This window comes from Caulobacter sp. Root487D2Y (genome assembly GCF_001427165.1).
Lineage (GTDB): Bacteria > Pseudomonadota > Alphaproteobacteria > Caulobacterales > Caulobacteraceae > Caulobacter.
Map to the genome: position 1 here is coordinate 243967 of NZ_LMFD01000010.1, position 12070 is coordinate 256036.

Consider the following 12070-nt stretch of genomic DNA (forward strand, 5'->3'; position numbering starts at 1 on the left):
TTGGCGGGGAGAAGATCACGGCGCTTTGCGTTTCACAAGCAATGGCTTGCCGCTTCGGACCCGGGCTCCCCCGCCGCGCGTTTCCTAGGCGACGCCCCTGTCAGGCGGGAGATTCATCATGACCAATCCGACCCAGGACCATCCCATCACCTGCTCGCGCGAAGACGGGCGGGTGGAGGTGCTTTTCGAGGGCCACGAGATCGCCGACAGCGGCGATGTGCTGGTGCTCAAGGAGGCCGACTACGCCCCGGTGCGCTACTTCCCGCGCGCCGACGTGGCCATGGACTTCCTGCGGAAGACCGACAAGGTCACCTACTGCCCCCACAAGGGCCAGGCCAGCTACTACACGATCCATCGCGACGCCCAGATCATCGAGAACGCGGTCTGGTCGTACGAGAACCCCCTGCCCGGCGTCAGCCAGATCGCCGGTCGCCTGGCCTTCTATCCCGAGCATGTGGACTTCAAGCGCGCCGGCCTGACCGCGGCAGAAACCAAGGCCATCGACGTCAACGAGGTGGTCCGCCACACCGACAGCGGCTCCGGCGCCAGCCAGGCCGAGCACTGGGAAGCCAACGTCTCGATGCCCGACGACCAGGCCTGGGAGGGCGACGACATCCGCGAGGACGGACCCGGGACGGTGGCGCGGCCCTACGAGGGAACCGGATCGATCTGAGCCACGTTCCACCACCTGCAACTGTAAAGTGTTCGTTAACCTTTCAAGCGCTGCAATGGCCTGAACGCTGAAGCGTGAAGCCTCCCGCAGAGAGGCGCCCTGGGAGAAACGTCGTGGCTTACGTCGGTTATGATTCCGGTTTGCGGCCGTCGTCCGGCACGCTGTCACGCCCCGCTCGCGCGAAGCTGGCCTGGGGCCGGCTGGCGGTGGTGTTGACCAGCGTCCTGGCGTGGGTCGGGATCATCGCGGCGGTCCGCGCGATCTTCTGACCGCCGGGGCGCGCTCCCCGCGCCTCAGTACGCGAAGTCCTCGAACACCCGGTTGATGTCGCCGTTCCAGGCGCCGTTGTAGAGCGACAGCAGCCGCTCGGCCGGAGTGATCCCGCTGGCGGCGATCTCTTCGAGGTCGCCCAGATAGATCGTTTCGTCCAGGAAGCCGCCGTTCAGCTGGGCGCGCGACTTCAGGCCCGACTTGGCGATGGCCACGAAATCCTTGGCCACGTCCTGGGCCGTGCGGCCGGCCACCACGGCCTTCAAGCCCAGTTTCGGCACGTCGCGGCGCAGGCCGGCGCGGTCCTCGGCCGTCCAATGCTTGCAGAGGTCCCAGGCCGCGGCCAGGGCCGCGTCGTCGTAGAACACGCCCGTCCACAGGGCCGGCAGGGCGCAGAGACGGCTCCACGGCCCGGCGTCGGCGCCGCGCATCTCCAGATAGGTCTTCAACCGCACTTCGGGGAACAGGGTGGTGGTGTGGTCGGCCCAGTCCTTGATCGAGGCGTGCTCGCCCGGCAGTTCGGGGATCTTGCCGTCGATGAAGTCGCGGAAGTTGCGGCCCGCCAGGTCGATGTACCTGTCGCCGCGCTTGGCGAAGTACATCGGCACGTCCAGCGCGTAGCGGGCGTAGCGCTCGAAATCGAAACCGTCCTCGAACACGAAGTCCAGCAAGCCCGTGCGGTCGGCGTCGGTGTCGGTCCAGACGTTGGCGCGGGCCGACAGGAAGCCGTTGGGCTTGCCTTCCGTGAACGGCGAATTGGCGAACAGGGCCGTGGCGATCGGCTGCAGGGCCAGGCTCATGCGGAACTTGGCGACCATGTCGGCTTCGCTGGAGAAGTCGAGATTGGCCTGCACCGTGCAGGTGCGCAGCATCATGTCCAGGCCCAGCCCGCCGACCTTGGGCATGTAGTTGCGCATGATGACGTACCGCCCCTTGGGCATCACCGGCACGTCTTCGCGCTTCCACACCGGCGAGAAGCCCAGCCCCAGGAAACCAAGGCCCAGCTCGTCGGCCACGGTCTTGACCTCGTCCAGGTGCTGGCCGGTCTCCTCGCAGATATCGTGCATGGTCTTGAGCGGCGCGCCGGAAAGCTCGAACTGGCCGCCCGGCTCCAGGCTGACATTGGCGCCGTTGCGCTCCAGCCCGATGATCGTCGGACCTTCCATCACCGGTTTCCAGCCGAAGCGCTGCAGGCCGGTCAGCAGGGCGTGCACGCCCTTGTCGCCCTCGTAGGGCACCGGCGCGTGCGAGCCCAGGTAGAAGCCGAACTTCTCGTGCTCGGCGCCGACGCGGAACTGGTCCTTGGGCTTGGAGCCCTGCGCGAAATAGGCGGTCAGATCGTCCAGCGTCAGCGGACGCTCCTGGCTCATGGCTTCGGCCATCGGCTTCCCTCCCAAACACGCTTCAAGAAGGGAGGGGACGTCCCTCCGACCAGGCCGCGAACTATCGTGCTGCGCAGTTGGGCGTTTTCTTAGCGAACCTCAAGGGGGCCGCCCAGCCTTTCGCAACAGACCCTGCTACCGCCAGTCCCCGACCGCCGCCTGCCACAAGGTCATGGCGGCGATGGCGGCGGTGTCGGCGCGCAGGATGCGAGGGCCTAATGACACCGGGATGACGAAGGGCAGCGACCGCAGGCGCTCGCGCTCCTCCGGCGCGAAGCCGCCTTCCGGACCGATCAGGATCGCGGCGGGAGCCGACGTCCCGGCCAGGGCCTCGATCATGCCCTTGGCGTCGCCGCCCTCGTCGCAGAAGACCAGGCGGCGGGCCGGATCCCAGGTATCGAGGATCTTGTCCAGCTTCATGGGGTCGTCGATGGTCGGCACGTCCAGGCGGCCCGTCTGTTCGGCGGCCTCGATGGCGATGGCGTCCAGGCGGCCCAGCTTGAGGAAGTCGACATTGGTCCGCCGCGTCTGGGTCAGGCGCACCCGGCGCGCGCCCAGCTCGGCGGCCTTTTCGACGATCGTCTCGACCCGGCCGCGCTTGACCATGGCGATCACCAAGTCGAGGTCGGGGGCGTGGTCCTGCGCGCGGGTCTGGACCTCGCAGCGCAGCAGGCAGCCGCGCTTGCCGGCCTCGGTCAGGCTGCAGCGCCATTCGCCGTCCTGGCCGTTGAACACCAGGATTTCGTCGCCGACATTGAGCCGCATCACGGCGGTCAGGTAACGCGACTGGTCGACGGTGGGCGCGACGCCGGCGCCGGCCTTGAGCGGATGGGGAACGAAAAGACGGATCATGCCGCTCTTCTAGCGCAACTGAACCGTCCGGGGGTAGGCTCGCGCCATGAGCAAGTCCGAAGACTACGAAGCCGAGCTCCGCGATCTGCAGCTGGCGCTGATCGGCCTGCAGCGGCAGGCGATCAAGGAGGGCTGGAAGACGGTGACCCTGTTCGAGGGCCGCGACGCCGCCGGCAAGGATGGGGCCATCGCCCGGGTGACCGAACACGCCCACCGCCGCGCCACCCGCGTGATGTCGCTGCCCGCGCCCAGCGACCGCGAGCGAAGCGAGTGGTACTTCCAGCGCTATGTCCGCCACCTGCCCGCCGCCGGCGAGGCCGTGGTGTTCAACCGCTCCTGGTACAATCGCGCCGGGGTCGAGCGGGTGATGGGCTTTGCCACGCCCCAGGAGCAGGAGCAGTTCCTGCGCGACGCGCCGGCCTTCGAGCTGATGCTGGTGGAGAACGGGGTCAGGATGACCAAGTTCTGGCTCGACATCGACCAGGAGACCCAGGCCAAGCGCCTGAAGGCCCGCCGCGAGGAGCCGCTGAAGGCCTTCAAGGTCAGCGACCTGGACGCCGTGGCCCAGGCCAAGTGGGACGATTATACGGCGGCCCGCGACGAGATGCTGATGCGCACCCACTCCACGCCGGTCCCGTGGATCTGCGTGCGCGCCAACCACAAGAAGGCCGCGCGGCTGAACATCCTGCGCTGGATCCTGCATGTCGCGGCGCCCAAGAAGCTGCTGAAGGGCCTCAAGTCACCGGACCCAGAGGTGATCTTCAGCTTCGAGCCGACGGCGCTGACGGACGGACGGCTGGCGCGGTAGATCCTTCCCCTCTGGTCGAAGGCCTTAGTCCACGTCCCACGCGAACGCCGGATCCAGCCAGTTTCCCAGCCGTCCGTCCGGCCGGGCCAGGGCGAAGATCCGCGCCATCTCGGCGTCCGACAGGGCGAAGTCGAAGATGTCGAAGTTCTCGGCCAGGCGGGCCGGGTTGCGGGTCCGCGGGATGGTCGCGACGCGCTGCTGGACCTGCCAGCGCAGGGTCACCTGGCCCGGGGTCTTGCCGTGGGCCTCGCCGATCTCGATCAGCACCGGGTCGGTCGCCACCTTGCCCTGGGCCAGGGGCGACCAGGCGGTGATCGTCGAGCCCATCGCCTTGGCCTTGGCCAGCAAGGTCTTCTGCGACAGGTAGGGATGATACTCGACCTGGTTGGTGGCGATCGGCGCTTCCGAGGCCGCCTGGGCCTTGGCCATCAGGACCGAGGGAAAGTTCGACAGGCCGATGGCGCGGGCCAGGCCGCGGGCGTGGACGTCGTTCAGCGCCGCCATGGTCTCGGCCAGGGCCGGCTTGGGCTTGGGCCAGTGCAGCAGCAGCAGGTCGACCTGCGGCGCCCTCAGGCGCTTGAGGCTCCCCTCGACCGACCGCTGCAGGTCGCCCTGGGCGAACTGGTCGACCCAGACCTTGGTGGTCAGGAAGATCTGGTCGCGCGGCACGCCGGTCGCCGCCAGGGCCGCCCCGACGTCCTGCTCGTTGCGGTAGGCCTGGGCGGTGTCGATGTGGCGGTAGCCCAGCTCCAGCGCCTTCTCGACGATCGGCTGGGCGGCGCCATCGTCAAGCTGCCAGGTGCCCAGGCCGATGACCGGCATGGCCACGTCGCCCGCGCGGATGTCGGGGATGGAATGGGGCATGACGGATCTTCCAAGGGCGAGGGAGGAGGAGGTCTGCCGATATAGGCTCTCGCGCCTTCCGCGTCAGCCGCCCTTCGTCGCGTCCCGGGCCGCGTCGTAGGCCGCGAGCACCTTCTTCGGCGCCCGATCGCGCCACTGTCGCTCGAGGAACCGCTCCACCGTGGCGGCGTCGACCCGCGACAGACGGATCAGCACGTAGGGATAGCTCCGGTAGTGGTCGGTGACGAAAAAGGTCTCGGGCTCGGCCTCGATCAGCATCTCGCGCTCGTCGAACGTGACCCCCGGGCAGACCAGGGTGTCGCCATCATCCCACACGCGGGTCAGGAACTTGCCGTGCGCCTTCAGGCACGGATGGCCGTATGCCGTCCCGTCGGCCACGCCGGGCAGTTTGAAGGCGAAGGCGCGAACATCATCGAAGGTCATGACCAAAGTCCTGGGTCGCCGCTTGCGGCGCGACTATAGGGGAAAGATGGACGCTGAAACCCTCCCCTCCCCTTCCGGCCTGACCTCGCCCGTCCTGGTTCTGGGGGCCACCAGCCTGATCGGCGAGTTCCTGCTGGCGCGGCTGAACGCCGTGGGGATCACGCCCATCTCGCTGAGCCGACGGCCGCCCAGCGACGACGTCTGCTGGGTGGACGGCGACCTGGCCGACCCGAACCTGGCCGGCGAGCTGCCGCCGATCGCCACGGTGTTCTCGCTGTCGCCGATCTGGCTGCTGCCCCAGGCCCTGCCCGCCTTGAAGGCGCGCGGCATGACAAGGCTGGTCGCCTTCTCCTCGACCAGCCGCTTCACCAAGCAGGATTCGTCGGAGGCCTCCGAGCGGGCCGTCGCCAAGGCCCTGGCCGAGTCCGAGGCCAAGGTCGAGGCCTTCTGCGCCGAGCACGGCGTGGCCTGGACCATCCTGCGGCCGACCCTGATCTATCTCGAAGGGCGCGACGCCAATGTCAGCCGCCTGGCCGGCCTGATCCGCCGCTTCAAGGTGCTGCCGCTGTCGGGCAAGGGCGAGGGTCTGCGCCAGCCGGTGCACGCCGACGACCTGGCCGGAGGCGCGATCGCCGCCGCCAAGGCGCCGGCCGCGCGGGACAAGGCCTATGACCTGGTCGGCGGCGAGACCCTGACCTACCGGACGATGGCCGAGCGGATCTATGCGGGCCTCGGCCGTCGGCCGGCGATCCTGCCCCTGCCGGCCTGGCTGTTTCGCCTGCTGCTGACCCTGGCCAAGCCGTTCTATCCCGGCGCCACGGCGACCATGGGCGACCGCATGGCCCAGGACCTGACCTTCGACGACGCCCCGGCGCGAAGCGACTTCGGCTGGGCGCCGCGGGAGTTCAGGCCGCGGTTCTGAGGGGGCGATTGCGAGAAGTCGCCCCTCACGGTTGTCATCCCGGAAGCCTCGTAGAGGCTGTCCGGGACCTAGGGGGCTGGGCGAGTGCGGTGCGGTTCACCTGGGTCCCGGACAAGCGCCGCGCGCTTTCCGGGATGACAACCCAAGAAGCTAGGAGGCTTCCGCCGCCTCTACGTCGCTCAGCACCATGGCGAACGGGACCTTGTCGCCGTCCTTGTCGACATAGCCGCTGACCGGCTTGTGGTCGGGATTGAGCACGCCCAGGTCGACGTCCTCGGTGGGGAACATCACCACCCGGCGGTCGCCGATGCAGATCAGCAGCTCGTAGCCTTCATAGGCCCGCTGCGACATGGCCTTGAGCCGCGAATAGTAGGGCTCGCGCCGCCACGACGCCGGCTTGCCCGGATCGACCACCACGTTCAGCCGCTTGCCGTCGCGGTCGGGGTACATCAGGAAGCCGGCCTTGTCGGGCCGCCAGGCGGCGTCCAGCCTTTCCGAGGTCAGCCACAGGCAGTGGAAGCTCCGGCAGGCCTGGGGCCGGCCCTCGTAGTCGCCGCAGCCCGCGCCCTTGCGGAACACGCCGCACCACTGGCCGGCCGGCTTGTCCAGCTCGCTGATGTGCAGGACCTTGCAACACATCCCGCAGTCGCCGCAGGTTCTGGCTTGCGTCGCCTCGCCCACCGTCCGCCACCCCATAAACATCCGGAGACGGATTTATCGCGGTTTCGTGACGGTTTTTCTGTTGCCCTCAATACCGCTCATCCCGGCGAATGCCGGGACCCAGATCCTATCGCGGTGTGGCTGATGGGAAGAGCGCTGAGCTCATGGCGTCAGCCTCAAAGCCAATCCATCTGGGTCCCGGCATTCGCCGGGATGAGCGGGTTTTAAGTCTCGCTCCACACCGCCAGCTCGTTACCGGACGGGTCGTTGAAGTGGAAGCGGCGGCCGCCGGGGAAGCTGAAGATCGGCTTGGTGATCACCGCCCCCGCCGCCGTGACCTTGGCCAGCATCGCCTCGATGTCGTGGGCGTAGAGCACGACCAGCGGCCGGTCGGTCGAGCCTTCCTGCGGCGTGCAGAAGCCGCCGTCGGCGCCCTGCCCCTCGAAGGCCGCGTAGTCGGGGCCGTAATCGACGAAGCTCCAGCCGAAGGCGGCGGTGTAGAAAGCCTTGGTGGCCGGCAGGTCGCCGGCGGGCCATTCGATATAGTCGATCTTGCCGTCTTCGCGCATGGTCGCGCCTCCCGGTTTGTTCTTATTATGTTCTAGAACGCCGTCAGGGCAGAGTCCAGACGCTGGTGCGCTTGACGGCCATGTCCTCCAGCTCCCGGGTGGTCGGCACCTGGTATTCGGCCAGCTTCACCAGCCCGTCCTTGGGGAAGTAGGTGCGGCCGGGATCGCCGATCAGCACGGTGGCCCCCGCCGCCCGGCCCTGGGCCAGCCAGGCCATCACGGCCTCGGCCATCGGCCGCTCGTAGCAGATGTCGCCGGCCAGCAGCACTTCGGCGCCAGAGGGGGGACCGACGGGCGGCGGGGCGCCCAGCAGGTCGACCTCGGTGAAGGCCGTCGCCACGCCGTTGGCCGCCGCGTTCAGACCGATGGCCGCTTCGCAGAACACGTCGATGTCGGCCGCCAGCACGCTGGCCGCGCCGGCCTTCATCGCGGCGATGGCCACCAGGCCCGAGCCGCTGGCGAAGTCGATCACCCGCTTTCCGGAAACAATCGCGGGATTGTCGAGGATATAGCGCGCCAGGGCCTGGCCGCCGGCCCAGGCGAAGGCCCAGAACGGCGGCGGCAGGCCGATCTCGGCCAGGGCCTCCTCGGTCAGCCGCCAGATCGGGGTGATTTCATCGGCCAGATGCAGCACCAGTTCGGGCGTGTGCGGCGGGGCCTGGAGCCTTGTGTTCTCCAGGATAAAGGCCCGGCGGCCGGTCAGGGTCTGGTCGATGCTGGAGACTTTCACGTCGGATAGGTGACAACCAAAGGTCCTTGACGAACAAGCGTAACCGTTTAGCGGTTGCACGACAGCCAAGTTAGCGCTGTCATTGTTTTCGGGGGAAATACCATGAAGTTCGATACCCGGCTCGCCCTTCGGGCGGCCCTGTTGGCGTGCGCCGCATTCAGCCTCGGCGCCTGCGCCACCGTCACCCGCGGCTCCAGCCAAGCCTGGACCGTCGAGACCACGCCGGGCGGCGCGGCGGTCGCCACCACGAGCGGCTTCAAGTGCGACGCCACGCCTTGCACCTTCAAGATGAAACGCAAGAAGGAGTTCGACGTCACGATCACCAAGGCCGGCTACAAGCCCTACACCGCCAGCATCACCAACCAGATCAGCGGCAAGGGCGGCGCGGCCCTGGCCGGCAACGTGCTGGTCGGCGGCGTGGTCGGTCTCGGCGTCGACGCCATGACCGGCGCCAGCAAGGATCTGACGCCCAATCCGTTGAAGGTCACCCTGGAACCTGAAGCCAAGGTCGCGGACGCGGCCCCGGCGGCTTCGGCTCCGGCCAACTAGACCTGCTGGGCGGCGGCCGGCGCCTTGCCGGACGCCGCCTTCAGCACCGACAGATAGCCGGGCGCGGTCAGCATGCCGCCCGTCAGGCCCTTCTTTTCCAGCAGCCTATGCGCCTTGGGCAGGTTCCAGCACGGCATGTGCATGAACAGGTGATGCTCGGCGTGGAAGTTGACGTGGTAGGGCGCGATCAGGGCCCGTTCGATCCAGTTGGCCTGGGTCGTCCGCGCGTGGCGGAACGGGTCGGGCTCGTCCTTGGCCACCAGGGCGTGTTCGGCGATGTTGCGCAGCCGGGTGACCAGCGGGAACCAGGTCGCCATCGGCACGATCCACAGCGCCAGCCAGGCCCACCACAGGCCCGCCGCGCTCAGCACGATCAGCAGGCCCAGGTTCCACAACAGGAACGGCTTCTGCCGCGCCGCCTCGCCGGCGAACACCGCGCTTGCGGAGATTTTGGCCGACTGACCGTCCTCCCGCCCCTTCAGCTTGCCCAGCAGCGGACCGAACCGCTGCTTGAAGAAGGTCTGGCCGGTCAGGTCGCGGACGATCTTGCGGCGCAAGCTGGCGCGGGTGGTGGGGAACGGCGCCGACAGCACCAGGTCCGGATCCTCGGCCTGCTGGGCGTATTTGTGATGGGTCAGGTGATAGGGCCGGTACTTGGCCAGGGACGCGCCGGTCGGGGCGGCGCACAGCCACTCGCCGACCCAGTCGTTGATCTTGAGGTTTGGATGCAGGCCTCCATGCGCGGCCTCGTGCATCAGGATCGCCAGGCCCAGCTGGCGGGCCCCGATCAGCATCACCGCCAGGACGTAGGTCAGCGGGTTGGGCCAGATCACGAACACCGCGCCGGCCGCGACGATCACCGCCCAGGCGTGGGCGACCATCAGCAGGCCCTTCCAGGACGAGCGCGCCGACAAGGGCGCCCATTCGTCGGGCGTGAACAGTTCCTGCGGCTTGATCCGGGACGCGACGGCCATGGAACCATCATGTCACATTCAGCTTCCGGCTTACAGAATGACCCGACGTCACGTCCTTTCGGAGACCGCCATGCGCCTGCTTCTGTCCGCCCTCGTCCTGATCCTCGCGGTCCCCGCGGCGGCTCACGCCGCCAGTTATGACTGCGCCCGGGCAAGGGCGCCGGACGAGAAGGCGATCTGCGCCAACCTGCCCCTGAACGACAAGGACGTGAAGATGGCGCTGCTCTACGACATCAACAAGCACACCCTGGCCATGGGCGGCCGCGGCGCGCTGATGGACGATCAGCAACAGTGGCTGCGAGACCGCCGCAGGTGCGGGGCGAACCGCGCGTGTCTGAACCGCGCCTACGACCGCCGGCTGGGAGAGCTGGAGCGGAGCATGGAGCGGATCTATCGCAACGGGCCGTTCTGAGGCCGTGCGTCCTTCGAGGCCCGCTGCGCGGGCGCCTCAGGATGAGGAACCTTGTTGCTGAGTTCCTCATCCTGAGGTGCGAGCCCTTGGCGAGCCTCGAAGGACGCACGACGCCTAAAGCCCCGGCGGTTGCCACATCCCCGCCGCCAGGGCCAGGAACAGCACGAAGCCGGCCTGGGTGTTGGACTTGAACAGCGCCAGGGCCAGGGTCGGGTCGTCGGTCCGCAGCCGGGCCGCCTGACGCGACAGGTGGACGGCGAACAGGGCGGCCAGGGGCAGGAACAGCGGTCCCAGGCCGCCGACCCAGGCCGCCGCGATCACCAGCACGAAACAGGCGATGTAGAAGGCCAGCACCCCGATCCGCGTGTGCTCGCCCAGCCGCCGCGCCGACGACTTCACCCCGGCCAGGGCGTCGTCCTCGAGGTCCTGCACGGCGTAGATCGTGTCGTAGCCCAGGGTCCAGAAGATGCCGGAGGCGTAGAGCAGGACGGCGGCCCAGGTGAGGCCGCCGATGTGGGCAACCCCGAAACCCGCCCAGTGGCCAGTGGCGACCATGATCCCGCCGACGGCGTACATGAGAGTTGAGACCCCGCCGTTCGCCGCCGCGAACCCCAGCAGCGCCCCCCAGTTGAAGGTCAGGCCGAGCCAAGCCTGCGGCCACCAGGTGATGCGCTTCATGAACGGATAGGCCGCCACCAGGCCCAGCGACAGCACGCCCAGCAGCAGACACAGCGGGTTCAGGCACAGCAGGATCAGCAGGCTGACCAGGCAGCAGCCGATCACGAACGCCCAGGCCTGCCTGACGCTGATCAGGCCGGCCGGGATCGGGCGCAGGGCCGTGCGGCTGACCTGGGCGTCGAAGTCGCGGTCGACGATGTCGTTGAAGGCGCAGCCGGCCGCCCGCATCAGGGCGGCCCCGACGAAGAAGGCGATCAGCAGCCACGGATTGGGCCACTGGCCCTTGCCGGCCGCCGCCAGGGCGATGCCTTGCCAGCCGGGCAGCATCAGCAGCCAGATCCCCGCCGGCCGGTCGAACCGGCCCAGCTTCAGCCACGGCCGCAGGGCCGGCGGCGCATGGCGGTCGACCCAGTTGCCGGCGGCGGCGTCGGGCAGGATGGCGGTGTCGGGCGAACTCATCGCCAAGGCTTAGCCCCCGCCTCCCGTCTCGCGCAACGGGATCGTGTCCCCGCTAGCCCCCCGCCAGGCTCGGCGCCGCGACCGGCAGGACCAGGGCCAGGGCCAGGATCAGCAGACAGGCTAGAAGGAAAGCCGCCAGATAGGCGGCGACGACGATCCTGGCGGTCGCGGGACGCTCGATCCTCATGGGCCTCGGCTCCCGCCAGCAGGACAGTGGACGCCGGCAGGTTGATACCGGTCACGACAGCTCCACCATCAGGAGTTCCCTGGTTTTTCTCGGGTAAAACCCTGAGACCCCCGCGCGCGGTCAGTGGGGGCAAGGGGGTGGTCAGCGGCCCTCCGGTTCGCAGGCCGCCCGGATTCCGGCCAAGTCGCGCAGAATTCCCTGGATTCGAGCGTCCGACGCCCGGCTGGACATCTCGTAGGCGCTGGGCGACTCCGGATCCGGCAGGGCCGCGACCTCGCGTTCCAGGCGCGCGATCCTGGTCAGATTGTAGTGTCGGAGCTTGGCGGCCTCGAGAGCTTGCAGACGCGCCTGGATGGGGCAGCGCGGCTTGGGCTTGCGGTCTTCGGACATGGGCGTCGGTTCCTTCTAGATCCTCCCCCCGTGGGGGAGGCGATCGCGCGGCGATCGGTGGGGGGAGTGTTGGGGTCGCCGACGTGGGTCCGGCCATCGGCCGATCACTCCCCCCTCCGTCGGCTGCGCCGACACCTCCCCCACGGGGGGAGGGACTTGGATGCACGACTTCTCGTCCTCACGCGGAAACCCGCTGAGCTGGTGGGGAAGGTGCGAAGCGCCCGGGCCTCGCCCGGAGGATTTGCAGTTTGAATACCGTTTCGACGAA

Annotated in this window: 17 protein-coding genes; 6 read left to right on the forward strand and 11 right to left on the reverse strand. The window is 68.5% G+C overall.

The genetic code is table 11. The annotated features are described in order from the left end of the window. Positions 1-118: 118 nt before the first annotated feature. Positions 119-673, forward strand: a complete 555-nt coding sequence (locus ASD38_RS11100; protein WP_056440519.1) for a DUF427 domain-containing protein — start codon at positions 119-121, stop codon at positions 671-673. Positions 674-786: 113 nt separating this feature from the next. Then, complete coding sequence (locus tag ASD38_RS23870; RefSeq protein WP_156390662.1) at positions 787-942, forward strand: hypothetical protein; 156 nt, start codon at positions 787-789, stop codon at positions 940-942. Positions 943-966: 24 nt separating this feature from the next. On the opposite strand, the gene ASD38_RS11105 is transcribed toward ASD38_RS23870, so the two are convergent. Both ASD38_RS11105 and ASD38_RS11110 read right to left on the reverse strand, forming a co-directional pair. Next, the gene (locus ASD38_RS11105; protein ID WP_056460068.1) at positions 967-2325 is read right to left on the reverse strand and encodes a glutamate--cysteine ligase; all 1359 of its coding nucleotides are present in this window, start codon (positions 2323-2325) and stop codon (positions 967-969) included. Positions 2326-2460: 135 nt separating this feature from the next. Then, complete coding sequence (locus ASD38_RS11110; RefSeq protein ID WP_056460071.1) at positions 2461-3177, reverse strand: 16S rRNA (uracil(1498)-N(3))-methyltransferase; 717 nt, start codon at positions 3175-3177, stop codon at positions 2461-2463. A 46-nt stretch (positions 3178-3223) separates the two neighbouring features. On the opposite strand from ASD38_RS11110, the gene ppk2 reads away from it, so the two are divergent. Then, positions 3224-3985, forward strand: coding sequence for a polyphosphate kinase 2 (gene ppk2 / locus ASD38_RS11115; RefSeq protein WP_056460074.1), 762 nt, complete (start codon positions 3224-3226; stop codon positions 3983-3985). A 24-nt stretch (positions 3986-4009) separates the two neighbouring features. On the opposite strand, the gene ASD38_RS11120 is transcribed toward ppk2, so the two are convergent. Both ASD38_RS11120 and ASD38_RS11125 read right to left on the reverse strand, forming a co-directional pair. Then, the gene (locus ASD38_RS11120) at positions 4010-4849 is read right to left on the reverse strand and encodes an aldo/keto reductase (protein ID WP_056440510.1); all 840 of its coding nucleotides are present in this window, start codon (positions 4847-4849) and stop codon (positions 4010-4012) included. Positions 4850-4912: 63 nt separating this feature from the next. Beyond that, positions 4913-5272 carry an MmcQ/YjbR family DNA-binding protein gene (locus tag ASD38_RS11125; RefSeq protein ID WP_156390663.1) on the reverse strand — a complete coding sequence of 120 codons (360 nt, stop codon included), beginning with the start codon at positions 5270-5272 and terminating at the stop codon, positions 4913-4915. 46 nt (positions 5273-5318) lie between these two features. On the opposite strand from ASD38_RS11125, the gene ASD38_RS11130 reads away from it, so the two are divergent. After that, complete coding sequence (locus tag ASD38_RS11130; protein ID WP_056460077.1) at positions 5319-6194, forward strand: NAD-dependent epimerase/dehydratase family protein; 876 nt, start codon at positions 5319-5321, stop codon at positions 6192-6194. 150 nt (positions 6195-6344) lie between these two features. Here the strand turns inward: ASD38_RS11130 and ASD38_RS11135 are convergent, their stop codons facing one another. The 3 genes from ASD38_RS11135 to ASD38_RS11145 form a co-directional block, all read right to left on the reverse strand. Next, on the reverse strand, positions 6345-6833 hold the full coding sequence (locus tag ASD38_RS11135; RefSeq protein ID WP_235523819.1) for a YkgJ family cysteine cluster protein: 489 nt from the start codon (positions 6831-6833) through the stop codon (positions 6345-6347). A gap of 245 nt (positions 6834-7078) precedes the next feature. Then, the gene (locus ASD38_RS11140) at positions 7079-7423 is read right to left on the reverse strand and encodes a VOC family protein (protein WP_056460083.1); all 345 of its coding nucleotides are present in this window, start codon (positions 7421-7423) and stop codon (positions 7079-7081) included. Positions 7424-7466: 43 nt separating this feature from the next. Continuing rightward, on the reverse strand, positions 7467-8138 hold the full coding sequence (locus tag ASD38_RS11145; RefSeq protein ID WP_056441162.1) for a class I SAM-dependent methyltransferase: 672 nt from the start codon (positions 8136-8138) through the stop codon (positions 7467-7469). Positions 8139-8255: 117 nt separating this feature from the next. On the opposite strand from ASD38_RS11145, the gene ASD38_RS11150 reads away from it, so the two are divergent. Continuing rightward, positions 8256-8702: a PEGA domain-containing protein gene (locus ASD38_RS11150; protein WP_056460087.1), complete on the forward strand. Its 447-nt coding sequence runs from the start codon at positions 8256-8258 to the stop codon at positions 8700-8702. Here ASD38_RS11150 and ASD38_RS11155 read toward each other — a convergent pair. Next, positions 8699-9676 carry a fatty acid desaturase family protein gene (locus tag ASD38_RS11155; RefSeq protein WP_056460090.1) on the reverse strand — a complete coding sequence of 326 codons (978 nt, stop codon included), beginning with the start codon at positions 9674-9676 and terminating at the stop codon, positions 8699-8701. The genes ASD38_RS11150 and ASD38_RS11155 overlap by 4 nt on opposite strands. Before the next feature lie 70 nt (positions 9677-9746). On the opposite strand from ASD38_RS11155, the gene ASD38_RS11160 reads away from it, so the two are divergent. After that, positions 9747-10088, forward strand: a complete 342-nt coding sequence (locus tag ASD38_RS11160) for a lysozyme inhibitor LprI family protein (RefSeq protein WP_056461355.1) — start codon at positions 9747-9749, stop codon at positions 10086-10088. Positions 10089-10202: 114 nt separating this feature from the next. On the opposite strand, the gene ASD38_RS11165 is transcribed toward ASD38_RS11160, so the two are convergent. From ASD38_RS11165 to ASD38_RS11170, 3 genes are all read right to left on the reverse strand, one after another. After that, positions 10203-11231 (reverse strand): UbiA family prenyltransferase, encoded by a 1029-nt coding sequence (locus ASD38_RS11165; RefSeq protein ID WP_442857029.1) that lies wholly within the window; start codon positions 11229-11231, stop codon positions 10203-10205. 46 nt (positions 11232-11277) lie between these two features. Then, complete coding sequence (locus ASD38_RS24890) at positions 11278-11412, reverse strand: hypothetical protein (RefSeq protein WP_268760965.1); 135 nt, start codon at positions 11410-11412, stop codon at positions 11278-11280. A gap of 141 nt (positions 11413-11553) precedes the next feature. Next, complete coding sequence (locus ASD38_RS11170) at positions 11554-11802, reverse strand: hypothetical protein (RefSeq protein WP_056460096.1); 249 nt, start codon at positions 11800-11802, stop codon at positions 11554-11556. Positions 11803-12070: the final 268 nt, after the last annotated feature.